Below are 25,838 nucleotides of genomic sequence, written 5' to 3'. Positions count from 1 at the left end.
GTTAAAACTGATTTCAGAAATCCAAATTCACTATCGGCTCCGCCTCGCGGGAGTTCTTACCCGTTCATACGGTTTACTGTCAGTCAGTCACGGCACACCCGTCGCCCGGGTCGCGGGTGCGCCGGGACATCGGGACAGCAATCCGTATCAGTCCGAAACCGCGACCGTCGTCGTCGCTTCGCAGGTCCGCTCTCGTGCCCGCAGTTTCGCGACGGCGGTGTACTCGCCCGACTCGGGATCGGTCCACTCGGCCTCGTAGGTCGTCGACTCGCCGGGATCGAGCCGGTCCGAACTGAGCATCTGTGCGAAGGCCCGTCCCTCGCTGAACCGCCAGACTTCGGTGCCGTCGTCTACAACGAGAAACTCCGCCTTGCAGGCGTCGGCGAAATCGAGTTCGATCGCCGCCTCGCCCGCGTTGGTCACGGTGAACACGAACATGACGGCATCTCTGGAGCCGTCGGCTGTCGTCTCGAGCGAGCCCTCGAGGGTCATGGCTCCGTGTTGGCGGTCCCCTCGGATAGGTCTTGGCCGTCTCGAGCGCTCGGGCTCAGGACGTGACCCACTCCCGGAGGTCGCCGTCGACCTCGACCCGCCGGCCGACGTCCTCGAACGTGACGCCGCCGTAGGCGACGCTGCTGTCCGGGCCAACGTAGACTCCCACGGTACCACAGTCGGCCGCGCGGGCGGTCGTCAACGTCGCATCGACGCCTTCCCTGAACCGAAACGCTTGGTGTCTGGCTCCCTTCGCGGTGACTCCGGTCAGCTTCAGGTCGGCCATGTCGTCGAAGACGACCGCGTTCGTGAACTCGCCGTCGACGACGACGTTCGAGATCGTCGCGCCGTCGAAGCCGGCCGCGTACAGCCCCGATCCGGCGGCCGTCGCGTCGTCGTCGGTCCTGATCGTGACGTTGCTGATGGTCAGCTCCCGCCGGCCGTCGGCGACGTGGCCCAGCGAGATCCCCCGCGCGTTGCCGAGACACGAGACGGCGTCGATCGTCAGATCCGAGAAGCGGGAGCCGGTGTCGGCCCTGATAGCCGCATACCCGCAGCCGGTGATGTACCCGTCTTCGATCGTGATCGACTCGGCGCCGTCCCGGTGGAAGTGGACCCCGTACTCAGGTTCGTTGGTCGGATCGATCTCGAAGTCCGTGAGCGTGCAGTTCCGCGTCGGGGTCCCGTCGTCGGTGACCAGCGACTCCCGCTTGCCGTTCCAGACCCCGTTCGCGCCGGTGCCCGCGTTCTGGTTGTCGAACTGGACCGGTGCGTCGGAGTCGCCCTCGCCGCCGCGGGCCGCCCGATAGCCGTCCACGGTGACGTTCTTCGAGGAGACGACGTCGACGTGGTGGTAGTAGATGCGATCGCCGTAGATCCCTTCGAGTCGGACGTTCTCGGCGTGGGCGGGCATGATGCCGGTCGCCTCCGGCGCGTCGATCCGGACGTCGCGAACCGCCCAGTTCGACGCGCCGTCGTACCCCGTCGCGTCGAACCCTCTGTTCGAGAGCAGTGCCCGCCCCTCCTCGCCCTCGGGCCGGGGCCCCTCGAGGATCGTCGCTCGGCCCGCGCCCTGCAGGATCGTGTCGTCGCCGATCAGCGGCGTCCGCTCGAGCAGGTACCGTCCCGGCGGGAAGTAGACGATCCCGCCGCCGGCCTCGTGGACCGTCTCGAGGAGGGAGTGGACCGCCGCGCCGACCTCGGTCTCGCCGTCGCCCTCGATCCCGTGAGCCTCGACGTTCCAGACGGGCGACTCCGCGGTGCTGGCGCGGGTCATCGTCGCCGCCTCGAAGTGGCTCGTTCCGGGCACCGGCCGCTCGGGGCTCCCCCGGCCGCCGAAGTAGACCCAGTCGCCACCGTCCCCGTCCCACCGCCAGGTGATCCCCTGATCGGTGGCGTGGTAGAGTTCGTCGTCGTACTCGCCCGTCTCGGGCCGGTCGGCGATCGGCCCGCGGACGATGGCGTGTCGGTCGACCGCCTCGACCGTGTCGGTGTGGTCCCACTCGTCGCCCGGTTCGTACGTTCCGAGCCCGAGCCGCGGGGTCTCGTCGGCCACGATCACTCCCCCCCGTAACTCCGACCGTACGACTCGCCGTACCCCGGCGATCCGCCGAGGAGTCCGTCCGTACAGCCGGCAAGCGCCACACACCCACCCGACGCCCCGGCGAGCAGTTCCCGCCGCCGCAGTTCCGAACCGTCCATACGGGGCGACTCTCTCGAGCCGACATATAGCCACGGGTCGTGCGCTTCGTCACCTCGCCGGGGTCGACCGAGACGCTACGTCTATTTGCGCCCGGTCCCAACCCCCGGTCGTGCAACTGGTCGGCTACGAACCGAGCGGACGGGGATCGGCGCTGCTGGTCAGCGACGGCGACGCCGAGATCGATGCTCGCCCGCTCGAGGCCGGCGACGACCTCGCGTACTCGCTCGGCGAGCGCCACTGTGCCGGTACGATCGATGAATCGGGGGCTCACGTCGCCTGCGATCGGCCGCCGGCCCCCTACTGCGAGTACCACACCAGCACGTGGGTCTGTGCCCGCTGTACCGGTACCTGCCTGAAAGACGAGATGGACTGTTACGAGGACCACGCGGTCTATATTGCCGCCTTCGCCCCCGATACGTTCAAAGTCGGCGTCACCAAGCGCCGGCGGCTCGAGACCCGACTGCGCGAACAGGGGGCCGACCGCGGGGCCCACGTCCACACCGTCTCGAACGGCCGCATCGCCCGCGAACTCGAGGCCGAGATCGCCGAGCGGCTGGTCGACCGCGTTCGGACGCCGGCGAAGGTCGCCTCGCTGTCCGCGACCGTCGATGAAGCCGGCTGGGAGTCGGTCCTCGCCGAGTTCGACGTCATCGATCGGTATCGGTTCGACTACGGGCTCGGTCTCGAGGCCCGGCCGGTCCGCGAGACGATCGCCTCGGGGACCGTCGTCGGCGTCAAGGGTCGACTACTGGTGCTGGAAACGGGCGGCACCGCCTACGCCGTCGACATGCGCGACCTCGTCGGCTACGACCTCGAGGGCGGGCGACCCGATCGGAACCTGCAGTCGTCGCTAGGGTCGTTCGGCAGCTGACCGCCGAGCCGGTATCGGTCCACGTCATCTCACGGTCGAGGCAAGTCAGTTCGACGGTCTCGGGTACGTCTTCGGCCAGCCGACCGATACGGCAGTCGCCGGAGTCGGTCCGTTGCAAGAACGGCCGAGGGCAGACATCCGAGACATGGCAACCCTTTTCCCCGCCGCACCAGAACCCGATTGTATGACGGACGACAACGAAGCACCCGACGACGGCGACGCCGGCGAGGAAAGCGAGGAGAAATCCTTCCGAGAGCGAGTCGAAGAGATCCGCGAGAAACGCGCCGAAGAAGGAGACGGCGAGGGCGAGCCCCCCGAAAGCCCGTTCGGCGGCGGTGGCGGCCCCGGCGGTCCCGGCGGCATGGGCGGCGGCAACCCGTTCGCACAGATGATGGGCGGCATGATGGGCGGCGGTCCCGGTGGCCCCGGTCCGGGCGGCCCCGGCGGCAGCGGACAGGACGAAAGCAACGAGGAACTCGTCCGCGAAGTCCGACAGATGCGTGACGAACTCCGCGACCAGACCCGCGCGCTCAAGCGGATCGCCGACGCGCTCGAGGACCAGTAACGTCCGCTCCGTTTTCGTCGTTTTTCGCCCCCGATAGTCCACTAGTAGCTCTTGAAAGTCACCGGACACCCGATCGCAGGACATCGTTGCGATCGGTGTGAACCGTTTCAAGAGCAACTATCGCTCCGACGCTACTGTCTGACCCGGAGCCGGCCCTGCTCGTCGTAGCGGAAGCCGGCCGACTCGAAGGCCGCCTCGACCGCGTCCTCGTCGACCTCGCCGTCCGTTCCGAGGAACGGCGTTTCGGGATCGGTGCCGTTCCACTCGAGGCTCTCGGGAACCCACTCCTCGGTCACGGGCGTCGCGATGGGACGCGCGTAGCCCTGGAACACCTCGTCGACCAACCACTCCTTGTCGATCAACTGTGCGATGACACGGCGGAATCGGGGATTGCTGAACGGCGCGTCCCGCGCGTTGAACCCGAGACAGTAAAACGACCACGACGGTGACTCGAGGACGCGAGTACTGCCGGACTGATCGACGCTGCCGACGACGTTCGTCCCGAGAGGTGACGCCGTCACGTCAGCGGTGTCGTCGATGACCCGCTGGACGGCCGACCCTGGTGGATCGATACTGACGGTCAGTTCGTCGACGCTCGGTGCCGGGAGATCGACACCCGATCGCAGCGTGAAGTGGCCGTCGAACCGCTCGAGCGTGAGGCCGTCACCTTCGGTCCGACTCACGAACTGGAACGGTCCGCTCCCGATCGGTTCGATATTGTCCGTCACGACCGCTTCCGTGGTTCCCTGCGCGATGGTCGCGCCTCCCGGTCCGTTCGCGTCGCTCGCCCGCTCGCGCCAGATATGTGCGGGGAGGATCGGGACCAGTAGCGCCCGTTCACCGACCGGCCGGCCGGCGTCGATCCGCAACTCGAGTCGATCGCGGTGGACGACGTCGACCGAGTCGACGGCTTCGACCAGCCCGCGGTATCGGGGCGCGGGAGCAGAAGTCTCGGCGTCGTCGGGGTGCATGTCCGCGAGGAACCGATAGGTAAAGGCGACGTCTTCGGCCGTCATGGGCTCGCCGTCGTGGAACGGACAGTCGGTCCGGAGTCGCACGTCGATCGTCCTGGCGTCCCACTCCCACGAGCGGGCAAACCAGGGTTTGATCTCGCCGTCGGCGGTTTCGGCCGCCAGCGAGTCGTACAGGAGATCGACGAACGGACCGTGGCCCCGATAGTCGACCGCAAGCGGATTGAGGTTCGTCGTCGGCCGGGAATCGGTATGCGTGACCCGCAGCGTCGAGACGTCCGGTGCCGGATCGAGGCCGAGATAGCCCTGCGGGGTCGCAAGCGCGCGTTCGTCCCAGTCGAACCGATCGGTCCTGACCGCACGGTGTTGGTCCGGAATACAGATCGGGACGAACGGCTGTTCGATCGCCACCTCCTCGAGGACGTCCGTGACGGCCTCGCGGCGCTTTTCACCCTCGAGTTGGCGCTGGGTCTCGAGGGAGTCATCGACGGTCAGGTTGGTGTACCCGAAGGGGTTCTGCCAGCCCGATTCGTCGGTATAGACCGAATGCAACGCCTCGTAGAGGAAATCCGGATCGATTCCGCCCGGATGCTCGAGGAGACAGATGTCGAACTCGTGATCGTACAGCACCGTCCGACGGAAATCGACCGGGGATCGGATATCGAACGAGACGTCGATGCCGACCGCCTCGAAGACGTCGGCCAACTCCCGGGAGAGCCGAATGCTCTCTCTGTCGCTGTCCGTGGGGAGGGTCGTGATCGTCAGCGAGAGTTGCTGGATGTTGTCCGGCATGAGGATGTCCCGAACTTGCCGAATGCATCCGCTGGTCGAAACCGTCAGGCCGGCCGCCGCCGCCAAGGCGCCCCGCCGACTGACGCTCAGGCCGCCATCACCGGGGTCCGTTCGGTTCGGCGCGGCTGATCCTCCGTTCATTTCGTTCGTTTATCATAGTTGAAGAGCAACGATATAACAGTATTGCGCTCAGTCAACGGCCGACGACCGCCGGACGGCATCGGCCGGTCGCCCGGGAGTCACTCCTCCCGGTGGAATCGGGGTAGTCGGTCGCTGAGCCGCTCGAGGCGGTCCCCGAACAGGTCGGACAGCGACCAGCGGTCGACCAGTTTGTCCGAGAGGACGACACAGGTCGCTGCGAGGACCAGCCCTGCAGCGACGTCGATCCCCCAGTGGATCCCCAGATACATCGTCGAGATCGCGACGCTTGCGCCCAACACGACCGCGATGGGGAACCACTTGGGGTACGCCGAGCGCGTCATCGACGCAAACGCCGCGACGGTCGCCGACAGCGAGGTATGCAGCGACGGGAAGACGTTGGTGTTGGCGTTTACCTCGCGGGTGAGATACTGGTACTGGGGGTTCGTGTCGTACAGCATCCGCTCAGTGAGTTCGGCCGGCATCACGTTCCGTGGCCCATATGCGATGATGAGGATATACAGGAGGAGCCCGATCGCGTAGTTGAGGGCGTAGGCGGTCAACAGCCGACGGAAGATCCGCGTATCAGAGAGCATGAAGTACGCGATGACCGGAAAGATCAACAGGAACGTGTAGCCGAAGACGTAGACGGACGCGAAGTATGCCGTCAGCTCCGGCGTCTCGACTGACTTGAACAGGAGGATAAACTCCCCCTCGACGTTGTAAAACGTCGCGGTCAGATGGATCCCGATCTCCCGAGAGAGTTTCGGTGCCGTCTGTCTGGCGACGCGGTTTATCAGGAGAACGACGAGCAAGACGGCGATAACCGGCGCGTTCGTCCGCAAGCGGTCACGCCACTCGGCTCGAGTCCGGACGAGTCGCTCACGGCCGATAAAGACGAGGACCGAAACCGGGAGCAAGATCCCGATAACGAGGGCGACCTGTGTCAGCACCTCGGCGAGCATCGCTGTTAGTAGCCTCCAAGCAACCGTCCGTTATCATCGTATCGGAAGCCGGCCGTTTCGAAGGCGGACTTCGCGGCTTCGACGTTGAGACGACCGTTCGAGCCGACGAACGGCGTCACTGGATCCTCTCCACTCCACTCGAGGCTCGACGGAACCCAGTCGTCGGCCACCGGCGTCGCGGTCGGCGTCGCGTAGTCGTAAAAGACCTCGTCGACGATCGTTTCCTTGTCGATCAGTTGCGTGATCGCCCGTCGGAAGTGGGGATTGCTGAGCGGGGCGTTACGGACGTTGAATCCGATCTGATAGAAGCTCCGGTGGGGGGCGGTCAGTTCCGTGATATCCGACGAATCGGGTATCCCACCGAGGGCGTACGCATCGAGAATCGAGGCCGTCAGGTCACCGCTGCCGTCGGTGACCCGTCTGACCGCCGCTGCGCTCCCGGGCTCGATAGTGAACCGGAGCCCCTCTGCGACCGGCTCGCCGAGGTCGACGTCTTCTCGCAGCGTGAAGTGATCGTCGTATCGCTCGAGGACCAACTGTTCGTCCTCGGTGTGGCTCTCGTACCGGTAGGGACCGCTGCCGACCGGCGGGATGTGTTCCCCGGTGACGGCCACCCACCGGCCCTGTGGCGCGGAGAACTCGCCGCTTGCCGCCCATTGATCGATCAGTTCCTGCCAGACGTGTTTGGGGAGGATCGGCACGGTCAGTGCCCGTTGCCCGGCCGGCGTTTCGCCCCGCAGGGAGATCGTCAGTCGGCGGTCGTCTTCGGTCTCGACCGATTCGACCATCTCGACCTGCCCTCGATACCTCGATGCCGGCGATTCGGGCGCTCGCCCGAGCGACGTGTCCTCGAGGAACCGGTAAGTAAAGGCCACGTCGGATGCAGTCAGTGGCTCGCCGTCGTGGAACCGACAGTCCTCCCGGAGCGTGATCGAGACGGTCCGCCGCTCGTCGCCGCGTTCGTCGGCGTTCGCGTCGTCTTTCTCGCCGTTCGTGTCGTCGCCCGATGCTGTTTCGGACGGCGTCGCGGACCACTCGACCGACTCGGCGAGCCAGGGGACGAGTTCGCCGTTGCGCTCGCTCAACAGCGAGTCGTAGAGCAGGTCGATCATCGTCTCCCGCTCTCGTGCCGTCGCCGAGAGGGGATTGAGGTTCCGCGTCACGCGACTGTCGGTTGCGAGGGCATGGAGCTGGCCATCGCCCTCGAGCCCGAGGTAGCCGTGTCGACTGCCGAGCGTTCCCTCGTCCCAGCCCTCGAATCCGTCGGTCCGTGCGATGCGACGTTCGTCGGGGAAACAGATCGGTTCGAACGGTTTCTCTTGGGCCAGACCGTGCAGGACCGACCCGAGGCGTTGCTTTCGTTGCTCGCCGTCGACCCGACGCTGTTCCTCGAGGAGGGTATCGAAGTACATATTGGCGAACCCGAACGGGTTCTGCCACCCCCGTTCGTTGGCGAACGTAGAGTGGAGGGCGTCGTAGAGGAAGTCGGGGTCGTAGTCGGCGGGGTGGCGGCCGACGTAGAGATCGAACTCCTGGTCGATCAGGACGGTCTTCAGTAGCTCCGATGGCGAACGCATGTCCAGTGCGACGTCGATACCGACGGCCTCGAGGTTCGCCTCGAGCCGGCGGGCGATCTGGACGTTTTGCCGGTCGGCGTCGGCCGGCAGCGTCGTGATCGAGAGTGTCATCTGGTTATCTCCCGCCTGTTCGACGACGTTTCGGACGCTGTCGATACAGCCGCTTGCCGTCACCGCGGCGGCGGCCGCGCCGGCGGCCAGAAATGAGCGCCTGCTAACGCCGTCGTCGGGCGAGGATGGGGACCAATTCATTCCGTTCTCTTGCACCTCTTTGTATGCGATATATAACAGTACTGCGTACTACTACCGAATACGTGGACGGGTAAAGAATCTTTTCAATCGACGGTACATTCGCCGTAATCGAGGGCTTGGTTCTCGTTCTCAGGGGACATAGATAGTGGGCGGTCGGTCCGGAGCGCAACATGGATACGTCGACCGACGAACACACGCGTATGGACATCGCGGCCGAGCGGATCGAGCGCCTCCACGACCTCGCTCGAGCGGCGGCCGCGGACGGTGAGGACGACCGGGCTCGGTACTACGTCCGACTCGCCCGACGAGTCGCGGAGCGAAACCGACTGTCGCTCCCACGGCGGTTTCGCCGGTTCACCTGCGATCGGTGCGACGCATATCTCCGGCCGGGGACCAACGCTCGCGTCAGGCTACAGGACGGCCACGTCGTCATCACCTGTGACTGCGGTGCCCACGCCAGATACCCCTACGAGGAGTGACCCGGCTGTCGACGCGTTCGCGCGGGCGCGTCCCCATCCGAATCGCGAAGATTGAAACGGCTCGCTTCGTTACACGGGGCCATGGATACAGCAGAACGCAAGCGCCGCGCACACGATCTCGATGTTACCGTCTGGGTCGGCAAGAGCGGTGTCGACGCCGTCGTCGACGAACTCAACGACCAATTGGACGATAGAGACCTCGTGAAGGTGAAGTTCCTGCGCGCGGCCCGTGCCGGCAGTTCGACCGCGGAGAAGGCCGCCGACCTCGCGGACCGCGTCAACGCCGATCTCGTCGAGACGCGCGGTCATACCGCGGTGCTGTACCGATGACCGGCGGTGCGGTCGGCGCATCGCTGTCCGGGATCGTCCTGGGCGTGATCGGTGAGACGCTCGAGGATGCGGGACTCACGGCAGCACAAGCCGGGGTCGCCGAGAGTGGCATCCGATTTCTGGCCGCGCTCGCCGCGATCTGGTTCGTCGGGCGGCTCGTTTTCGTTCCGCTGGTCGGTCGTGCCCTCGACCGGCGTGAACTGGACGAACACGCCAAGAACCCGCTGTTGATGCTCACGCGGTTCGGGGTTGGATTTCTCGCGTTCGCGGTCGCCTTTGGCTTCGCCGGCTTCGGAAACTTCCTGGTATCGATGGCCGGCATCGCCGCCGCCGGCGCGCTCGCGATCGGCCTGGCGATGCAGGACGTGATCTCGAACTTCGTGGCGGGCGTGTTCATCTACACCGATAAGCCGTTCCGGATCGGCGACTGGATCGAGTGGGATAACGGTGATTACTCGGGCGTCGTCGAGGACATCAGCCTCCGGGTCACCCGCGTACGAACGTTCGACAACGAACTGCTTACCGTCCCCAACTCGGCGCTGACCGACGGCGTCCTCAAAAACCCCGTCGACGCCGACAAGCTCCGCCTGAAGTTCGTCTTCGGGATCGGCTACGGCGACGACATCGACCGGGCGACCGAGATCATCGTCGAGGAGGCCGAACGCCACCCCGACATCATGGACGATCCCGCCCCCTCGGTCCGACTGACGGAACTGGGCGACTCCGATGTCGGTCTCCAGTCGCGGTTCTGGATCTCGAACCCGTCGCGGGCCGATTTCGTCCGGACCCGCGGGGAGTACGTCACCGCCGTCAAACGCCGCTTCGACGAGGAGGGAATCGACATCCCCTACCCGGTCCGTACCCTCGAGGGCGGACTCAGATTCGAGAGCGGCGACGGACAAAGCGTCGTCCAGCCGGCCGAATAGGACTCACCACTCCTCGACGGTCGTGTTTTCCGGCGGCTCGAACGCGAACCGCTCGTCCTCGAGGCCGACGTTGAACGCGATCGAGTCATACTCCATACGCAACTCGTAGCGGTCGCCGCTCGGGGTTTCGTACACCAGTCGCTCTTTCAGCGGGTAGTCGTACTCCGTATCGATCCAGAGACGCTGCTCTACGACGTCGATCTCGTCCCGCGGATCGTCCGTCTCCAATGGGTAGACGAACTCGGTGTCGCCGACGATCAGGGACACGTCGCGTTCGACGGTCTCGTTTTTCGCCGCGACCGCGAGGACGTGGGCCTCCCGATCCGCGACCCGGTCGGTACCCCGGTACTCCAGGTCATAGAGGCTGCTGACGTTCGCCGCCATCTCGGCACGATTCGACCGGACCGCCTCGCTATCGAACTGTTCGTCCGTCTCGAAGTGCTGAGCGACGGCCGCGTCGGGATAGTAGAGCCAGTTGTCGGTGCCGTTCGACACGTACTGGTTCCCGACCACGACCGGGTCGGAGGCCTCGACGACTTCGCTTCGCTCGTCGACGTAGGGTCGTCTCTCGATCCGGAGGACTTCCGTCACGGTCCGGTTCCCGTCGGTCATCTCGACCCGTCGCACGCCTCGGAGGTCCTCGAGGTCCTCGCTGTGGACGTACGCGCCCTCGAAGACCGCTTCGGGGTCGGGGTCGTCGGTACCGTTTTCGGGGTCCTCGAGCGCTACGCAGCCGGTCAGGAGGAGTCCGACGGCCAGAACGGCGAGCAGGACACCGAGTCGGCGCGTTGTCATTACCGGAGTCACTCGGACAGTAGTAGTAATTGTTACTCTTCGGTCGTCCGGCTCGAGGCGAACGCACGTTCGCTGGATTTGGCCGAGAGGACGGCTCGAACGACAGTGAGAACCGTCCGATCCGGGGGAGGGCAGGCGGCTACCCGGTACGACCGCGAGCGCCGAAGGCGCGAGCGGGCCGACGACTGACCCGGAGCGAGCGGTTGCGCGGCGCGTAGCGCCGCCAACGGACGAGCGGTGAAACCGCGAGTCAGCGAGTGGCGGGGAAGGAAGAGGCTTTTGATCGACCTTTTACCGAGTGAGCAAGGCGCGCAGCGCCGCCGCTCACGCAGCGTAAAAGGTCGGTTGTATGAATGTGGACGACCGCGGTTGCCCGGCGTTCCGACCGGGGGAATCCCGGTTGCCTTCTCCACCCCGCGACCCGGCGAGCGACAGGTGTCCGGCGGTCCACTGCTCGCTTCCGCGCCTGATGGGCTGTCGCCGGCTAACCACGATGGGACGTCCCTGCGGACGGCCATCGTGGACCGCTGTCCCCGACGGACGAGGCTTCCATGTTGGCTCCCGGGGCCCCGGTCGGTCTGACCGGACGCCCGCGGCGTTCGGTCCCCGCTAATGACCATAGCGCGGGTAACGAGCAGGGCCAAACTGCCCGACCTAGTCCACTCCTCCGTAGGGGGTGGGAACTTAAGGACCTTTCGTCTCCATCGCTCGAGTCCGGTGACGGCGGCCGCCCGTCGCAACGCGGTGAGTGCTGTCCGATCGTCGTCCCCGGTCCCGACCGGTTGCCGGGTCGGTCCGAATGCGGGTTGGTATCCAATCGGGCTCCAGGGTCCTTTCACGATATATATTCACCCAAAGGCCACGTATGAGTTTCAATTAGGGAATGTTGTGCCAAGAAACGGTTATATCGTTTGAAAGTACTTGCTCGAGTAACTGATGAAATCCCAGTCCCGCCGCCCGACCGACGGCCGACCGATAGCCGGTCCGTGGTCGGGAGATCGACGGAGCGGTATCGACAGCCCCTCGAGCGCGTCCCTGCCGTTCGTGATCCGAGGGGTGCGATGACGGTGTCCGGCTTCGATTCGCCGATCGCGGACTTGCCTCGCGGCTCCGACGGCCTCGCGACGACTGACGACGCGCTGTCTCGGCTCCGCGAACGGCTGCCGACGTTCCTCGAGCGGGTGGTGGCCGACGCCGGCGCGGAGGGAGTCGTCGTGCCGCTCGACGGCGGGGTCGAGACGGCGCTGGCGGCGACGTTCGCCGTCGATGCGGTGGGTCAGGACCACGTGACGGGGCTCGTGATGCCGGCGTTTCTGAGCCACGAGGCGGTGTCGCGCAACGCGGAAGCGGTTGCGACGTCGCTGGGCATCGACCACAGTCGCCTGCAACTGCAACCGGTCCTGGCGGCGTTTCAGGAGACGATCGGCGGGTCTTCCGGGCCGGCCGACGACCTAGTCGCGACTACCAACGCGCTGTCGCGGCTCCGGATGACCTGCGCCTACTACGTCGCGAACGCGACGGACGCGCTCGTCGCGGGCCCGATCAACCGCACCCAGTACCTCCTCGGCTCGGTCGCGAAACACGGCGAAACGGGGGCTGACTGTCTCCCCTTCGCCGGCCTCTACCGGGCCGAACTCGAGGCCCTCGCTCGAGCCGTCGGGATCCCCGAGGACCTGACGGTCGAAGCGGCGGGCTCGCCGTTACATCCCGGCGGGTCGCCGGCGACGGGACTCGATGCCGACCCCGAAACCGTCGACCGGATCCTGCGTCGGAGGATCGACGAGGGCGTCGACGCGGGAACCGTCGCGGACCGGACCGGTGTCGAGACCGAGACCGTCGAGCGACTCGCGGCGTGGGTCGAGCGGACGCGTCACAAGCGTCGCCAGCCGGTGCGGCCGTCAACGGGGGTCTGAGCCGACTCGAGCGGGGCTGGCGCCGATGAGGCAGTTTCGGGGCGGCTCCTCGACCGCTCGCGGCGACCGGTCACTCCGCTTCGATCCCGGTCTTGAAGCCCGGCATGTCGATCGGAAGGACGAACTCCTCGTCCGACGGAGGAAAAGGCCCATTAGCGCTCCGACACATCGTCCGGGTATGGGACTTGGCAGCACTGCAAAGAAGATTCAGGGCCTTTCGGACCGTGCCGAAGCGATGTACAAGCAGGTACAGAAGCTCCAGGACCGGATAACGGGACTCGAGGAGGAGATGGACGAGACCCACGACACGGTCACGCGCATGGACCACCAACTCACCGAGCAGCGCGCACTGTTGCTGGCGATCGCCGAGGAACAGGGGATCGACGGCGAGGAAATCCTCGCCGAGGCGGCCATCGACGAGGCCGAACTCGCGGCCGAGGAGACCGACGAATCGACAGCGAGCGACGCATCCGAGTCGACGGCGAACACGGCGAGCGAACCCACGGACACAACCGCCGAGTGAAACGGTGAGACGGCTGTCACGCGGTGTCTCCATCGCAAACGTGTTTCTCCGGCTCGGGGCGACCCGATCACTGCGTTGGAGAGCCGCCGGGACGGCAGCGTCGACGCTACCGGAGTCCGATAGTAGCGGCTCACCTTCGCTGTCCGGTCGATCGTAACCGTTTCTCACCGGTACCCTCGGATATCCGCCGCACCGGTCGTAATAATAAGAGCTAACAACGGAAGCAACATTTGCCAGCACGATGACGACCCACGAGCAGCCGGTGGATTCGGTCCTCGAGACGATCGGTCGAACGCCGCTCGTCCGCCTCCAGGGCGGGGCCGGAGACGTATCGATCTACGCCAAACTCGAGTCGTTCAATCCCGGCGCCAGCATCAAAGACCGCATCGGGAAGTACATGCTCGAGCGAATGCTCGAGCGTGGCAACGTTCCCGCCGGCGGGACGATCGTCGAGCCGACGGCCGGCAACACCGGGATCGGGCTGGCGATCGCGGCCAAGCAACTGGGTCTCGAGGCGATCTTCGTCGTTCCCGAGCGGTTCAGCGTGGAGAAACAGCAGTTGATGGCCGCACTCGATGCGGAAGTCATCAACACGCCGACCGAGGACGGCATGGACGGTGCCATCGCCCGGGCACAGCAGTTGGCCGACGAACTGGACGACGCCGTCGTCCCCCAGCAGTTCTCGAACCCGCTAAACGCCGAAGCACACTACGAGACGACCGCCCCCGAGATCTACGACGCACTGGATGGACGGGTCGGTGCCGTCGTCGTCGGCTGTGGAACGGCGGGGACGCTCATGGGAATCGCCCGCTACGCGCTCGAACAGGACCCCGAGACACACGTCGTCGCGGTCGAACCCGAGGGCTCGGTCTACGGCGAACTCCTCGGCGACGAGCGCGAGGAAGACGAGTACAAGATCGAGGGGATCGGCACGCACGACACCGCGACCAACGAACTGTTCGATCCCGAACTGGTCGACGACGTCAGTGCTGTCTCGGATCAGGACGCCCACGACGAACTCGTCCGGCTCGCCCGCGAGGAGGGCCATCTGGTCGCCTCGAGTGCGGGTGCCGCGAGCGTGGCCTCGAAACGGGTCGCCGAACGGATCGCCAACGGCGACCTCGACGTCCCCCACGAGACCGTCGCTACGATCTTCCCGGACTCGAGCGAGCGCTACCTCTCGAAGGGCATCTATCGGTCGTTCGAGGAGTGGACGTCGTAGGCCGACACCGTCGTCGGGCCCTGGGCCGCCGGTAACCAGTACACTCTTTGCGGTCCCCGAAACCACTGGGGATATGAGCCGGCTGCCCGATGCCCTCCCGGACGACGCACTCTCGTCGGCCCTCCACCCAACGATCGAGGCCTACGCCGACCAGGGGGGACTGCTCGGGGCGTTCACCTACTTCTTTACCTATCTCGAGACCCGCGACGAGGCCCTCGCGGAAACGCTCGCGTCGATCCCGACGGACCTGTTCGTGACGAGCGCGCTCCACGACGACGCGATCGACGAGATCGACGCCTGGGACGATCGCAAGCGACGGCTGAACGAACACGTCACGACCGGCGACCTCGTTTTCGCGAACGTCGCCGCCGCCGTCGCCGATGCACCGGCCGACGTCGATCTAGGCCACGCCCTCGAGACCGTCCGCGAGATCGGCGCGGGCCAGCTCGCCGAGGAGTCGTTCGACGCCGCGGCGGCGACCGTCGACGACGCGATCGCGCGGGTCGACGAACGCGGCGGTCTCTGGGGCGATCTCGCGGTCGAACTCGTCGCGGCCACCGGCGGCTACACGGACGCACAACTCGCGTCGATCCGAACGATCGCGACGGACGGCCTGTTCGTGTTGACTGTCGTCGACGATCTGGCGGACCTCCCGGAGGACGTCAACAACGGCGTCGCGACGCTTCCGGTCGTCCTGTTCGATGGCGATCCCGGCGCGTACCGGTCGACGACCGCCCTGGTCGACGATCTCCTCGCGTCCGACGTTCCCGACCGGCTCGAGGCCCTCGTCGACCGTCGCCGGGCCGCGATCGATGCGGCGGCTACCGACCTCAACGCGTCGCTCGACTACTCCGACGAGGCGCTGCTCGAGGCCGCCACACTCGCGCTCCAGTGGTACTGCGAGACGGTCTGTTCGGTCCCGGTCGCCGAGACGGTCTCGCAGACCCGTCGTGAGGCGATCCGCGAGGGGGTAACCGGTGGGGAGGCGTCGACGCGGCAGTTCGTCGCCGAGCGTGCCGCCGACGCCCCCGTGGCGATCGACCCCGACGCGATCGCGGGACCCCTCGGCGACCTCCCCGACGAACCGCTCGTCCGGACGGCGATCCGACTCGAACATCTCGAGTCAGTCGTCGACGACCGCATGCATACGACGGTCGAGGATGCGCTCGCGGCCCTTCGGACCGCATCGGCGCCGGCCTCGTAAGGACTCCCTCAACCGTCGGCTCAGGCGACGAGCCGGCGGTGCTGGACCTTCATACACCGATCCTGGACGACGGATCGACCCGCCGTCTCCGCGCGGGCCGCTGCCTCGTCGTCACGGATTCCCTGCTGAGTCCAGATGACGTCGATGTCGTCGCGCTCGAGGGCCGCGTCGACGATCCCACTCACCTCCTCGCTGGGCCGGAAGATACAGACGACGTCGATCTCGTCCTCGACGTCGGCCAGCGAGTCGTAGACCTCGCGGCCGAAGATCTCCTCGGCGTAGGGGTTGACCGGGATCACGTCGTAGCCGTGATTCAGCAGGTACTTCGGCACGTCGTGGGCCGCCTTGCCGGGCGTACTCGAGCAGCCGACGACGGCGATGGTGTCGGACTCCAGGATCTCCTCGATCTCCGCTGCGGTGTCGACTGGCATGGTACCCGAAGGTACGCGGTCCTCGCTGAAACGTTTCGGGGTCGATCGGTTGGGGACCGACCGGACTCGAGTCGAGCGATCGTCACGGAAAACCGAAGCCAGTGGACGCGAACGGAGCCGGGCGTTCGGAACCGGTTACGCCGAGAAACCGGCGGTCCGGATCTCGGGTTCCTCGCCGTCGGCCGTCTCCTCGAGTTCGACGACGGCGTCGAACAGCTGTTTGAGCGTGTTCATCGTCTGGTCGTCGTGGGCAGTCGAGTCGATGACGTAGACGCCCATGGCGTCGGCACTCTGGATCCGGCCCGTGAAGACGTGGAGGAACCGAAAGACCGTCTGGAGATCGGAGTACATCAGCAGTGTCGACACCGAGTGCAAGAGGACGCGATTCCGAGTCAGCCCGCGGGTCTCGTAGAAGTCCTGCAGGAACTCCGAGAGCTTGATCCCGATGCCAGTCATGTCGACCGGAGAGGAGGCGTACTTGATCCGTGGGTCGTCGTCGATCGTTCCGATACCGCGTTGTTTGGTGACACAGTCGACGACGCCGATATCCGGCTCGACGCCCTCGCCGACGTGGTCGTCGAGGCTCTCGAGGACCTTGTCGGCACTGTCTTTGGTAGTGACGACGATCGAACCGTCACCACGGGCCGCCCCGCTCGCGAGGATATCGAAGGCGATCCGCCGTTTCCCCGTCAGTGGCGGACCCGCGACGAGTACGTTCGTTCCCGGATCGATTTCGACGTCCGGAAGGACATCTGCGAGGTCATACATACGGAATACTCACATCCATCGCCGTAACGACGAGCTGGTACCACAGCCCACTCCGACTGCCGGCGTATGGTATGAAGATACGCGAAGCAGCTTATAGTACTTTTGATAACGTAGCTGGCGTCTCGCACTGTCTTCGCACGCTGAACGAGGGAGGCGACGGGTCGGTCCCACCACTCGCTGGGCGAACCGGCTCCGGTCAATCGGCCCGCGTATACGATGTGTATCCGACGGCCCGCCGGCCGCGACTACAGCGCACACCTCGATACCGTCGGCGTGTCCTACACCAACAGGGGGACCTCGAGGGCGGCTCGACCGACGATAAACGCCAGCGCGGCCAAGAACATCCCGTACTTGAGACGCGACTGGCCGGTCGTCGGATCCGCGAAACTTTCGTAGGCGGCAAGCAGCATGACGGCATCGGCCGGTGCGACGACGAGCAGGTACGCGACGCCGAAGTAGCCACGGAGGAACGGAATCGGGCTGGCGACGACGGAGACGACCAGTAAGACGGCGGCGACGACCAACGCCTTCCGCTCCCCGACCGCGATCGGGAGCGTGTTCAACCCCTCCTCACGGTCCCCTTCGATGTCCTCGACGTCTTTGATGATCTCACGGGTCAGCGTTGCGATCGCCGCCAGTACGAAGAGGACCACGGCCGGTGCGATCTCGCCGACTGCCGCCGCGCCGAAGAGGAACGTGCTTCCGACGAGATAAGCGACGAGCGCGTTCCCGAGGCCGGGCAGCCCCTTGAAGAACTCGGTGTATGCGACCAACGCGAGGAGGTTCACGCCCGCGATGGCGATCGCCGTCGCCGGAAGCGTCACCGCGAGCGCGACCGCACCGGCAAAGAGGAGGCCACTGAACGCGAGCGCACCGCGCGGGCTCACCGCACCACGGGGGATCGCCCGCCCGGGCTGGTTGATCCGGTCGATCTCCCGATCGAAGTAGTCGTTGATCGCGTTTCCCGCACCGACCGCCAGCCCCGTGGCCACGACCGCCGCAGCGACCGCGAGCGGCTCCTCCGCCACCCCACCGGCGACGAACGCTCCGATGAACGTCAGGGCACTCGCCGCGATCACGTTTACCGGCCGCGTCAATTCGAGCAACCCGCGACCCGTCTCACCGACAGTCATACGCTCGAGTGGTCATGCGGGCTGGTTAAACGGTACGGTCCGATCCCGGCGACGGATCATCCCGAAGACGATCGCACGCATCGCTCACGCGATCGATGACGGGAGAGAAGGCGTCGTCTCGGCCGGCCACCGGCTCCCGACCGGCGTCTCAGCGCCACTCCTCGAGATCACAGAGGACGTCAGCATCGATCTCGAGCCATTTGCTCACCCGGTCGTCGCCGCTCGCGTCGGCCGGCACGGCCGTCCAGCTCCCCTCGTCGTCCGAGAGCAACTCGAGGGGCGTCGCGCCGGATTCGACCTCGTCTGGGACGGGGGCTTCGGTCTCGCTCATGCTATACGTAGCCGTTGCAGGTACAAAACAAAGACCCCCGCCGCTGATTGTCACCGACTGAAAACTCTCGAGCAGCGAGCGTGGTGGTGTCTATCGAAACCGGCCCGAATCGAGTGACTTATATGGACACATCGGAAATGAACTCGTGCGGGCGCTTAGCTCAGCCTGGACAGAGTACTTGGCTTCGGACCAAGCTGCCGCGGGTTCAAATCCTGCAGCGCCCATTCCCAAACGGCCCGATTCTCGACTAGTTCTAATTCCTCTGTAGAGAGCCTGATAGATGGTATTTTCGACGTTTCGGCATTCGAGCGGTGAGGGACGAAATCCGATACCAGTTCGAAACGGGTTGCGGCCCCGTCACGTCGTGCGATTTTCAGCACAAACACGGGTGCATAGAATCGGGGCCGATCCGACCGACCCCCACCGTGATCACGCTGGAGCCCCGACCCCCGTTCATAAAGGACCGACCGATCGCTCATCCGCAAGCGACACGAATCGACCCCGAAGACGACCTCGACGACCCACCGATGTCCGTCGTCATCGACGCCGCGCTCACACACCTGGTCGAGTCTGAACAGAACATCGATGATGCGCGAGGCGAGTACGATCCCGAGACGATTCAGGCGATCGCGAACACGTCGGTGATCGGTCTTCGGTATCGGACATCTGTCGAAAGCCGGTGGCGATAGAGCAGATACTAACGTATCAACTCAGATCGACTCGCTGGAGGCACAAATACGGAAATCGAGTTTAAGTAGATCTATCCTTCGAGTTGAGCGTTGTATTCGTATTCACTGGTGGATAGGGACTCTGAAAAGTCAATATCAAACTCGAGTTCAAAGGTGTTCGAACTATCCCCGGAAACTGTAATATCTCGCCGGTTCGTATAGGTATCCCCTCCAGAGATATCGACTTGGCCCATTAGCGTGTTGGATTTTGACGAGTCACTGCTGTTTGAGACCGAAACGGTGAGAACGATATTTCCAAACGAAGTAGTCTGAGAATCGACGTTGTCGACCGATAATCCCCCACCGATTCCACCACCGTTACCACTTCCAGAACAGCCTGCTATCGCCGCCGTCGTCGCCACACCTGCACCTCTGATTACTGCTCTTCGATCTAATCCCATGACAGACTTGTAATCCTATCACACTGTTTTGTTTCTTTCTATTACCATGGGCGATCGCAATCGTGGCCGAAGACGATTTCGACGACCCGCCTACGTCCGTCGTCATCGACGCTGCGTTCGAGAACTTAATTGAACACGAGCAGAACCTCGACGACGCTCGCGGCGAACTGCCACCGGAGACGATCCAGTGGTTCAACACCTCGGTCGTCGGGCTTCGGTATCGGACAAGCATCGAGAGTCGATACCGATAGTTACCTTGTAAGAGCGACCTATAGGTCGAGTACGCTTTCGAGAGTAGATTGGTCCCGAAGTGGTGACTGTTCAGCTTCAGTCTCAAGACTTTCTGCTTTTGAAATGCGCGAATTCACCGTGTCGGGGTCTCTATCGTTATCTGCGGCTTGAGCTGCTTGCTTATATTGTTTCGCTGCGTTCCGTAGTGTTGCTGCGTGAGATTCTCCCCGTTCACAGATCTCACGCGCGTCTGAATTTCAGTACCTCACAAAGCATCGCCGGCTAATCCGACTTGAGCCATCTGTTCTGTTGTGGTGAGTCGTCGATCACGGTTGAGCAACGCTGATCGAAGGCGGAGCTGTCGCTGTCGGCGGCGCTCAGCCGCCGACGCGACAGCGTTGCCACTTGCGGAGACGCCGTACTCGGTGGGTGACTACCGGTGGAACCGGTCGTCTGGTGGCCGGTTCGCGGGGACGGCCCGACGCACCGCGAGGGCCGTCCACGCTGCCCGTCGAACCATATTCACGAACTCCTTGTACGGCCACCACCAGAGGCGACGCCCGCCTCGGCGCGGCGTCGCCACGTATTCGTAGTGCAGATACCGCCACGTGTTCTGCAACAGCAGACTCACCACGACGTACAGCAGTCTCACCGTGGAGTCTCGCGTCGTTGTCGTCGCTATCGCTTGCTCAGACAACCGATAGCTCGACTCGATACCGAACCGTTTCGAGTAGTGGTATCGAGCGTCGCGTGGATTCTCGATGAACGGCGCGTCAGCGGCGTAGCCGTGACGCGCCACGCCGTGCTCGTCGTACCGTCCGTTCAGGTACGTACAGTCGATGTAGACGGGAAACTCGACGGTCCAGCTGTGACCGTCGAGTTTCCCCGTCAGATCGTGTTGGATGACGCGACTCCACCCTTCCGAGAGTTCCTGCTGAATCGCTTCACCCCACCGGATGATCGGGACAACGTAGGCGTAGTTGTGCGTCTGTAACAGCGTGAGACACTTGCTGTCGTAGAATCCGCGATCAAGATAGACGGCCTTGACGTCGGTGTCAAGGCCGTCGAGGACACCGAGGAACTCAGCGAGGACGCTGCTGGCGGTGTCGCCGTCTTCGAGACGGCGCACCGCCAGCGTGTAGCGTTTGTTCTTCACACGCGCGTAGAGTGTGGCGTAGGCGTGGAATGCGGTGGTTCCACGCTTGGCTTCCGAGTGATAGAGGTTCTCCGTGTCGTCTTCATCACCGTAGTAGGGCCGCAGGTGGAGGTCTGCGCAGACCTCCACCTGCTCGGGGAGCAGTTCGACGATGTCTCGGCGAAGAAGCGTGTTAGCGACGCGTTCGAGCCGTTCCGGCTCGAACTTCGTCCGTAGATGATAGAGAATCGTGTTCGCCGATGGGGAGTCTTCACTGGAGTTGCACAGCGTCGAGATCGAGGTCCCGTCGGCGGTCGCGCCGACGAGGACCTCGTAGATGTCCTCTGCACCGATTTCAGCGTTGTTGGCGAGGTTGAGAGAAACTTCCTCGTCAAGGCAGTTGACGAGGAAGTTAAGGAGCTGGTCCTCGTGAATCTCACTGTCTGCTTGCTGGGTCGTAGACACACCTTCAGCAAGCAGACGTTCTAACTAAGCGGCTTTGTGATGTACTGAATTTTCGACTTCATAGGTTAGCTCAACTCCCTCTGAAAACTGTTCTTCAGCTCGTTCAAAGGACTCTATAGCACTTTCGAAGCTATCAATTGCTGAACTATATCTATCGATGTTGAAGTCGATGATTCCGTTCTGAATCCCTGCCTTCCCCCCCTTCTACGCTCGTGGTCCCCAATTGATATTGCTGCGAGATGTCTCGGCGAGTCGCGTCCTCTTCAAGTTGGTCTACGCCGGTATTCTGGCCAGTGTCTTTCTCCTCATCCCCACCATTTTCGCTACCGAGACACCCAGCAAAAGAACCCATTGTGAGAACCCCTGCAGTTCCTATAAAGTCCCGTCGGTTAACCATATAGTTCTCTTAGAGTGATTGAACTTCTAATTGATGGACATTATCGGGAGTGATAACTAGTTTAGGTCTTGCTCTGAGATCAGGTGTAGGCAGTCCTCTTTTGCACAACTCCCCAGAATTATCGTTCTACGCGATCGCGATACTCCTACTAAGATATAAACAGGACAGTTCAGGTCTGAAACTGACATAACTATCGCAAGAGATGATCGCACTTGAGGATACTTTGCACACTCAAAACTGCTCTTGCTGTGCAAGATCGAAGTGGAGATTATATTGGCGTACAAACCTTGGGTTCAACAAACAAAAAACATACTCTGGTTACTGATCGATACCATACGGTTCTTCTTTTTGTTCTTTCCAATCATCAATGATCTCACTTGCAGATCTATCCTTGTTGACTTCTGCCACCAATTCTAACGATTTTTCTCTCTCCTGAATTTCGTCACCCCATAGTTTTCTCAAACCGTTTCTCAACCCCTGAGTAAAACTGCTCCCTTTTTCGGTTTCTTTGTAAATATATTTCTTACCGTCTTTTTCAATCACTATCAAATTCAGGTTGTCAAGAGCTAGTAAGTTTTTAGAAAGTCCCTCTTCAGTGGGTCCAAAATGGTCATGAGTAAACGTCCAATCATCAACGCTGATATCTTCTGAATCTTCTCGAAAGTGGTATAGACATTTGTGGAACTTCTTCTTCCCATGCAGTTCTCCACCAAACTCATCCAATAATAATAGTCGTGGGTGGAATTTTCCCTCTTTCTTATCGAGTGGTTCGGTCTCGTCGTCACTCATTGATAAAATCACCCAGTTCAGATTGACTATTTCGTTGAAGTTCAAGTGTTTGTTTGGGTTCAAATGCTTCTGCGACAGATTGTGCTGAAGAAGTGAGAATAACCTGCTTGTCTATTTGATTCAGATAGGAAAGAGCATCATTCTGAATATCATCATCGAATCTCACGAACGGTTCATCTAATACGATCGTCTCCAATGTTGTAGTGTTATTTTCCACCCCCCAATCATTAATTGCCAGTGCAAATGAGATATTCAGGAGTGTTATCTCGGCATCGCTCAAGTCTCCCCGCCGTTGATATTCACGAGATAGTCCAGAATCATCATTCAAAACTACGGTACCATCCTCATTGAAATTCAACTTTCGTTCTAATTCTGGTGCTATTTGTTGGTAGTGATCTTTCCAGATTGACTCGAAGTCAGAAATCAGATTTGAAATGGTGCTTTCCTGGAGATCCTCTTTCTTGTTAGTTAACTCCTCTAATCTATCAGCGGTTTCCATGCGCTTTTCGGTGGTATTCGAGAGTTCCGTTCTTAGATCCTCTAATTTCTTTTCGTATTTCTCGCGTTCGTCATACAGTTCTGGTACCTTTTCTCTGACTTCTTGATCTACTAGATCTATCTGATGATTATGATCAGATAGTTTATCTATTATTATGTCCGGTATTCTATCTTCATTCAGTCTATCGTCTTTTAATTCTCTTATTTTATTCTTCACTTCCGCACGTTCGTTTTCTACCTCCTCTATTTGGTCTTCTATTTCCTCAAGATCGTCCTCTAATCCATCTCTCTCCTGGTTGAGATGGTCTTCTATATCACTTATATCTCGAGAAACAGAACAGAATGGACAACATCCATCATTCAACCTAGATATTACTTCACCCTCACCAACTCTACCCTCACAAACTGGACAGATAAATTCTTCAAGAGCGTCTACGATAATATCTTGAGTATCTTGGTTTAACTCCTCTAACCTACTCTTGTCATTCCTTAGTTCTTTGATATTGATGAATAAGCTTCTTTTCTTAGATATAAGATCATTTAGCTCAGATTCGATTTCAGGTTTTTGTCTAAGCCGCTCGCTTATGTTTTCGATTTCTCCCTCTTGGATTGATTGTTGTAGGGATTCCCAGTCTTCTATTTGGTTCTCCAACTGAGTGAGTTGAGATTTTCTTCTCGAGATTTTCCCATTTAGTGTGTTTACCTCTGCCTTGATTTCATCAAGTCCTCGATCTGTCTCTTCAATTTTTTCTCGTAGTTCTTGGATTTCTTTACTTAGGCTATCTCCAGTAGCTGCAAGTAGCAACTCGATACGTTCTGGTTCTGATAACCTCTCAAGTGGAAGTTGACGTAGATGTGAATGTAGGAACTGCCGTTCGATTAATTGGTATTCTCCAAGCTGTTCTTTCTGTACCTCATCGGCGATCTCAGGTCCATAACTTTCATTCTGATAGGTTACTTTATGACCAGTCTCTCCCCTAAATACAGTCATACTATCTCCAAGTTCGATTTCTACCGAATTTCCGTGGCCACGCTGAAGTTCGATAACTCTATCAGCTATACAATATAGTATAGCATTAAAACAAAGAGTCTTACCGCTTTGATTTTGCCCGTTAATAAGAACATCGCCACCTTCTATCTCTTCAATTTTCAATGGCCCTGTGTAGGTCAGCTCTGGTCGTGCAAACTCTTCGATGAGAACTTTATTGATTTTCATCTTTGATGTCAACCGGGGTGTACTCGACAATCTCGAGTATATCCTGATAGACAATTAAACCTACTCCTAGAATAATAATTGAACAGAGAACATTCACTAAAAATACCTCTCTGTTTGCGTAGAATATATGGCTGAATATTGGGCTAGTAATTGATGTGAGGATAATCACAACTAATAGTGCTACTGCTCCACGAAGCCGTGAATCAATTTTATCAAACTGGCTTCCATCTACCTGATCAAAGAGTTGTTTATCGACCATTTTTGCAGAATCAAAATCAGATATTTTGTCTGGGAGTTCTTCTACGATATACTCATCCGGTATCTCTAGGTATACTTCGTCCAAGGATTCGGACTCCCTTTCCAGAATATCAAGGTAGGTTTTTGATTGACTCTCACTTGCCAACCTGCCTACTATGATAGATGTTGATAAGTGCGGTATTATATACGAAATTGCTGAGGCTACAAGAAGGGTGACTGTCAATTGTGTGCTGGATGGATCACCGGACAGAGTAAATAACACATAGATCCCATAAATAACTGCTAATGCTGCGGCAGCAATTTGTCTGCTATCTCGGAGATTATTAATGAACTCGTTCATTTAGATCGGCCTCTGTGACATGAATCCTTGATCATTCTAGTAACCTATTTAACTTTCATCTTATGATGACTTTTTTATCTTCCTCTAACTAACTTCCAGTAAGTCTAATGATTACTAATGCTCGAGCCCTTGAGACCACCTACGTCCCCAAGGATCTCGAACACCGGGACGGGAAAATCAGTCAGTTTGCGACGGCGTTGGAACCGCTGACACACGGTGTCGGCGGCGAACACAGCCTCATATTCGGTCCGTCGGGGTTAGGGAAAACGACCCTCGCGAAGTTTGTCGTTCGGAAACTCCGTGAGGAATCGTTTGGTGTCCGACGAGCATATTGGGACTGTATGTCCGGCTCTTCGAAAACTGAGGTCCCCATGGGCTCGCTCAGGACTCCAGGATAGGGAACCACCTATCGAAGGACGGGACCGCTGCCAGTACGTTCATCGACGAGTTCCGAGAGACTGACGATCACATCGTCGCGATCCTCGACGAGGTGACGCGCTCGAGGACGAAACGCTTCTCCTGGGACTCGGGGATCTCCCGAACATAACGATCGTCGCGATTACGATCGACGAGGACGACTTTTTCGCGAACCACCGGTTGAATGGGCGCGTCAAATATCGTTTCTCGAGCGCCGAGATGATCCGGTTGCGGAAGTTCACCAACGACGAGTTGATCGATATCCTCTTAGCGCGGATCGATGCCGGGCTCCGACCCGGTGTGATCGGGCGAGACGCTGTCGAGTACATCGCCGATCTCGCTGTGGGGGACGTCCGCAAGGGGATCAAGCTACTCGAGAAGGCGACGCGACGAGTCGATCGCTCGGACCGGTCTCAGATCACGCTCGAGGACATAGACACGGTTCACGACGAAGCGCGCCGCGATCTCCAACAGGATCACATCGAATCACTGGGGACACACAAGCGACTCCTGTTTGATATCGTTGCGGACCCGGCGAGAACGGCGTAACCGAACTGCACGTAACCTACGAGGAACGAGCCGC

General features: G+C 61.1%; 29 protein-coding genes, 1 tRNA gene and 1 other RNA gene. 14 read left to right on the top strand and 17 right to left on the bottom strand.

Annotated elements, in window-relative coordinates; all coding sequences use genetic code 11:
• Positions 1 to 147: 147 nt before the first annotated feature.
• From NATPE_RS12950 to NATPE_RS22315, 3 genes are read right to left on the bottom strand one after another with little or no spacing between them, the layout of a single operon-like run.
• Complete coding sequence (locus tag NATPE_RS12950) at positions 148 to 492, bottom strand: BsuPI-related putative proteinase inhibitor (protein ID WP_006181932.1); 345 nt, start codon at positions 490 to 492, stop codon at positions 148 to 150.
• 55 nt (positions 493 to 547) lie between these two features.
• Entirely contained in the window at positions 548 to 2,047 is a 1,500-nt protein-coding gene (locus tag NATPE_RS12945) for a glycosyl hydrolase family 28-related protein (protein WP_049804913.1), read from the bottom strand.
• 2 nt (positions 2,048 to 2,049) lie between these two features.
• Positions 2,050 to 2,193, bottom strand: a complete 144-nt coding sequence (locus NATPE_RS22315) for a hypothetical protein (RefSeq protein ID WP_015299116.1) — start codon at positions 2,191 to 2,193, stop codon at positions 2,050 to 2,052.
• A 110-nt stretch (positions 2,194 to 2,303) separates the two neighbouring features.
• Between NATPE_RS22315 and NATPE_RS12940 the strand changes: the two genes are divergently transcribed.
• Together NATPE_RS12940 and NATPE_RS12935 are read left to right on the top strand one after the other, a co-directional pair.
• The gene (locus tag NATPE_RS12940; RefSeq protein WP_006181930.1) at positions 2,304 to 3,065 is read left to right on the top strand and encodes a DUF2797 domain-containing protein; all 762 of its coding nucleotides are present in this window, start codon (positions 2,304 to 2,306) and stop codon (positions 3,063 to 3,065) included.
• A 184-nt stretch (positions 3,066 to 3,249) separates the two neighbouring features.
• Positions 3,250 to 3,630, top strand: coding sequence for a hypothetical protein (locus tag NATPE_RS12935; protein ID WP_006181929.1), 381 nt, complete (start codon positions 3,250 to 3,252; stop codon positions 3,628 to 3,630).
• Between the two features lie 131 nt (positions 3,631 to 3,761).
• On the opposite strand, the gene NATPE_RS12930 is transcribed toward NATPE_RS12935, so the two are convergent.
• From NATPE_RS12930 to NATPE_RS12920, 3 genes are all read right to left on the bottom strand, one after another.
• Positions 3,762 to 5,534, bottom strand: a complete 1,773-nt coding sequence (locus NATPE_RS12930; protein ID WP_006181928.1) for an ABC transporter substrate-binding protein — start codon at positions 5,532 to 5,534, stop codon at positions 3,762 to 3,764.
• Between the two features lie 98 nt (positions 5,535 to 5,632).
• Positions 5,633 to 6,496 (bottom strand): phosphatase PAP2 family protein, encoded by an 864-nt coding sequence (locus tag NATPE_RS12925; RefSeq protein WP_006181927.1) that lies wholly within the window; start codon positions 6,494 to 6,496, stop codon positions 5,633 to 5,635.
• Between the two features lie 5 nt (positions 6,497 to 6,501).
• A complete protein-coding gene (locus tag NATPE_RS12920) occupies positions 6,502 to 8,325 on the bottom strand; it encodes an ABC transporter substrate-binding protein (protein WP_015299115.1) in 1,824 nt (607 codons plus the stop codon).
• A gap of 200 nt (positions 8,326 to 8,525) precedes the next feature.
• On the opposite strand from NATPE_RS12920, the gene NATPE_RS12915 reads away from it, so the two are divergent.
• The 3 genes from NATPE_RS12915 (at position 8,526) to NATPE_RS12905 (ending at position 10,060) form a co-directional block, all read left to right on the top strand.
• Positions 8,526 to 8,804: a ribonuclease P protein component 4 gene (locus tag NATPE_RS12915; RefSeq protein ID WP_006181925.1), complete on the top strand. Its 279-nt coding sequence runs from the start codon at positions 8,526 to 8,528 to the stop codon at positions 8,802 to 8,804.
• 81 nt (positions 8,805 to 8,885) lie between these two features.
• Positions 8,886 to 9,134: a YhbY family RNA-binding protein gene (locus tag NATPE_RS12910; protein ID WP_006181924.1), complete on the top strand. Its 249-nt coding sequence runs from the start codon at positions 8,886 to 8,888 to the stop codon at positions 9,132 to 9,134.
• A complete protein-coding gene (locus tag NATPE_RS12905; protein WP_006181923.1) occupies positions 9,131 to 10,060 on the top strand; it encodes a mechanosensitive ion channel family protein in 930 nt (309 codons plus the stop codon). Before NATPE_RS12910 ends, NATPE_RS12905 begins: the two co-directional genes overlap by 4 nt.
• 3 nt (positions 10,061 to 10,063) lie before the next feature.
• Here the strand turns inward: NATPE_RS12905 and NATPE_RS12900 are convergent, their stop codons facing one another.
• Complete coding sequence (locus NATPE_RS12900) at positions 10,064 to 10,855, bottom strand: LolA family protein (RefSeq protein WP_006181922.1); 792 nt, start codon at positions 10,853 to 10,855, stop codon at positions 10,064 to 10,066.
• A gap of 353 nt (positions 10,856 to 11,208) precedes the next feature.
• Positions 11,209 to 11,520, bottom strand: an RNA gene (gene ffs, locus NATPE_RS18380) — signal recognition particle sRNA.
• Positions 11,521 to 11,916: 396 nt separating this feature from the next.
• Here ffs and nadE point away from each other — a divergent pair.
• The 4 genes from nadE to NATPE_RS12880 all read left to right on the top strand — a co-directional run bounded on the left by nadE (position 11,917) and on the right by NATPE_RS12880 (position 15,717).
• Positions 11,917 to 12,768: an NAD(+) synthase gene (gene nadE, locus NATPE_RS12895; protein ID WP_006181921.1), complete on the top strand. Its 852-nt coding sequence runs from the start codon at positions 11,917 to 11,919 to the stop codon at positions 12,766 to 12,768.
• Between the two features lie 178 nt (positions 12,769 to 12,946).
• Entirely contained in the window at positions 12,947 to 13,291 is a 345-nt protein-coding gene (locus NATPE_RS12890) for a DUF5798 family protein (RefSeq protein ID WP_015299112.1), read from the top strand.
• A 241-nt stretch (positions 13,292 to 13,532) separates the two neighbouring features.
• Positions 13,533 to 14,513, top strand: a complete 981-nt coding sequence (locus NATPE_RS12885; RefSeq protein ID WP_006181919.1) for a PLP-dependent cysteine synthase family protein — start codon at positions 13,533 to 13,535, stop codon at positions 14,511 to 14,513.
• 73 nt (positions 14,514 to 14,586) lie between these two features.
• Positions 14,587 to 15,717 carry a hypothetical protein gene (locus NATPE_RS12880; RefSeq protein WP_015299111.1) on the top strand — a complete coding sequence of 377 codons (1,131 nt, stop codon included), beginning with the start codon at positions 14,587 to 14,589 and terminating at the stop codon, positions 15,715 to 15,717.
• A 20-nt stretch (positions 15,718 to 15,737) separates the two neighbouring features.
• Here NATPE_RS12880 and NATPE_RS12875 read toward each other — a convergent pair whose 3' ends face one another.
• The 4 genes from NATPE_RS12875 to NATPE_RS12860 all read right to left on the bottom strand — a co-directional run bounded on the left by NATPE_RS12875 (position 15,738) and on the right by NATPE_RS12860 (position 18,380).
• Complete coding sequence (locus tag NATPE_RS12875) at positions 15,738 to 16,148, bottom strand: CoA-binding protein (protein ID WP_006181917.1); 411 nt, start codon at positions 16,146 to 16,148, stop codon at positions 15,738 to 15,740.
• A gap of 135 nt (positions 16,149 to 16,283) precedes the next feature.
• On the bottom strand, positions 16,284 to 16,916 hold the full coding sequence (locus NATPE_RS12870; protein WP_006181916.1) for an RAD55 family ATPase: 633 nt from the start codon (positions 16,914 to 16,916) through the stop codon (positions 16,284 to 16,286).
• 278 nt (positions 16,917 to 17,194) lie between these two features.
• Positions 17,195 to 18,049 (bottom strand): geranylgeranylglycerol-phosphate geranylgeranyltransferase, encoded by an 855-nt coding sequence (locus tag NATPE_RS12865; protein ID WP_006181915.1) that lies wholly within the window; start codon positions 18,047 to 18,049, stop codon positions 17,195 to 17,197.
• Between the two features lie 148 nt (positions 18,050 to 18,197).
• Positions 18,198 to 18,380 carry a DUF7511 domain-containing protein gene (locus NATPE_RS12860; RefSeq protein WP_006181914.1) on the bottom strand — a complete coding sequence of 61 codons (183 nt, stop codon included), beginning with the start codon at positions 18,378 to 18,380 and terminating at the stop codon, positions 18,198 to 18,200.
• A 149-nt stretch (positions 18,381 to 18,529) separates the two neighbouring features.
• Between NATPE_RS12860 and NATPE_RS12855 the strand changes: the two genes are divergently transcribed.
• Together NATPE_RS12855 and NATPE_RS22905 are read left to right on the top strand one after the other, a co-directional pair.
• Positions 18,530 to 18,604: transfer RNA gene (locus NATPE_RS12855), tRNA-Arg, on the top strand.
• A gap of 231 nt (positions 18,605 to 18,835) precedes the next feature.
• The gene (locus tag NATPE_RS22905) at positions 18,836 to 19,069 is read left to right on the top strand and encodes a DUF7386 family protein (RefSeq protein WP_086009786.1); all 234 of its coding nucleotides are present in this window, start codon (positions 18,836 to 18,838) and stop codon (positions 19,067 to 19,069) included.
• Between the two features lie 71 nt (positions 19,070 to 19,140).
• Here the strand turns inward: NATPE_RS22905 and NATPE_RS22310 are convergent, their stop codons facing one another.
• The gene (locus NATPE_RS22310) at positions 19,141 to 19,470 is read right to left on the bottom strand and encodes a hypothetical protein (protein ID WP_152422585.1); all 330 of its coding nucleotides are present in this window, start codon (positions 19,468 to 19,470) and stop codon (positions 19,141 to 19,143) included.
• 56 nt (positions 19,471 to 19,526) lie between these two features.
• Between NATPE_RS22310 and NATPE_RS12845 the strand changes: the two genes are divergently transcribed.
• Positions 19,527 to 19,760, top strand: coding sequence for a DUF7386 family protein (locus NATPE_RS12845; protein ID WP_049804909.1), 234 nt, complete (start codon positions 19,527 to 19,529; stop codon positions 19,758 to 19,760).
• Positions 19,761 to 20,173: 413 nt separating this feature from the next.
• Here NATPE_RS12845 and NATPE_RS12840 read toward each other — a convergent pair whose 3' ends face one another.
• The 4 genes from NATPE_RS12840 to NATPE_RS22300 all read right to left on the bottom strand — a co-directional run bounded on the left by NATPE_RS12840 (position 20,174) and on the right by NATPE_RS22300 (position 24,838).
• The gene (locus NATPE_RS12840) at positions 20,174 to 21,340 is read right to left on the bottom strand and encodes an ISH3-like element ISH27-2 family transposase (RefSeq protein WP_012289254.1); all 1,167 of its coding nucleotides are present in this window, start codon (positions 21,338 to 21,340) and stop codon (positions 20,174 to 20,176) included.
• A gap of 715 nt (positions 21,341 to 22,055) precedes the next feature.
• The gene (locus NATPE_RS12835; protein ID WP_006181911.1) at positions 22,056 to 22,526 is read right to left on the bottom strand and encodes a hypothetical protein; all 471 of its coding nucleotides are present in this window, start codon (positions 22,524 to 22,526) and stop codon (positions 22,056 to 22,058) included.
• Positions 22,519 to 24,240, bottom strand: a complete 1,722-nt coding sequence (locus NATPE_RS22305) for a hypothetical protein (RefSeq protein WP_015299109.1) — start codon at positions 24,238 to 24,240, stop codon at positions 22,519 to 22,521. Before NATPE_RS22305 ends, NATPE_RS12835 begins: the two co-directional genes overlap by 8 nt.
• The gene (locus tag NATPE_RS22300) at positions 24,227 to 24,838 is read right to left on the bottom strand and encodes a hypothetical protein (RefSeq protein WP_015299108.1); all 612 of its coding nucleotides are present in this window, start codon (positions 24,836 to 24,838) and stop codon (positions 24,227 to 24,229) included. Before NATPE_RS22300 ends, NATPE_RS22305 begins: the two co-directional genes overlap by 14 nt.
• Positions 24,839 to 24,945: 107 nt before the next feature.
• Here NATPE_RS22300 and NATPE_RS23075 point away from each other — a divergent pair, with 107 nt between their 5' ends.
• Positions 24,946 to 25,236: a Cdc6/Cdc18 family protein gene (locus NATPE_RS23075; protein WP_244880095.1), complete on the top strand. Its 291-nt coding sequence runs from the start codon at positions 24,946 to 24,948 to the stop codon at positions 25,234 to 25,236.
• Between the two features lie 238 nt (positions 25,237 to 25,474).
• Positions 25,475 to 25,804: a Cdc6/Cdc18 family protein gene (locus tag NATPE_RS23070; protein ID WP_006181909.1), complete on the top strand. Its 330-nt coding sequence runs from the start codon at positions 25,475 to 25,477 to the stop codon at positions 25,802 to 25,804.
• The last annotated feature ends 34 nt before the right edge of the window (positions 25,805 to 25,838 follow it).

It is taken from the genome of Natrinema pellirubrum DSM 15624 (assembly GCF_000230735.2).
GTDB classification, from domain to species: Archaea; Halobacteriota; Halobacteria; order Halobacteriales; family Natrialbaceae; genus Natrinema; species Natrinema pellirubrum.
The sequence above is the reverse complement of the archived record's forward strand: the minus strand, read 5'-3'. Positions and strand labels throughout refer to the sequence as shown.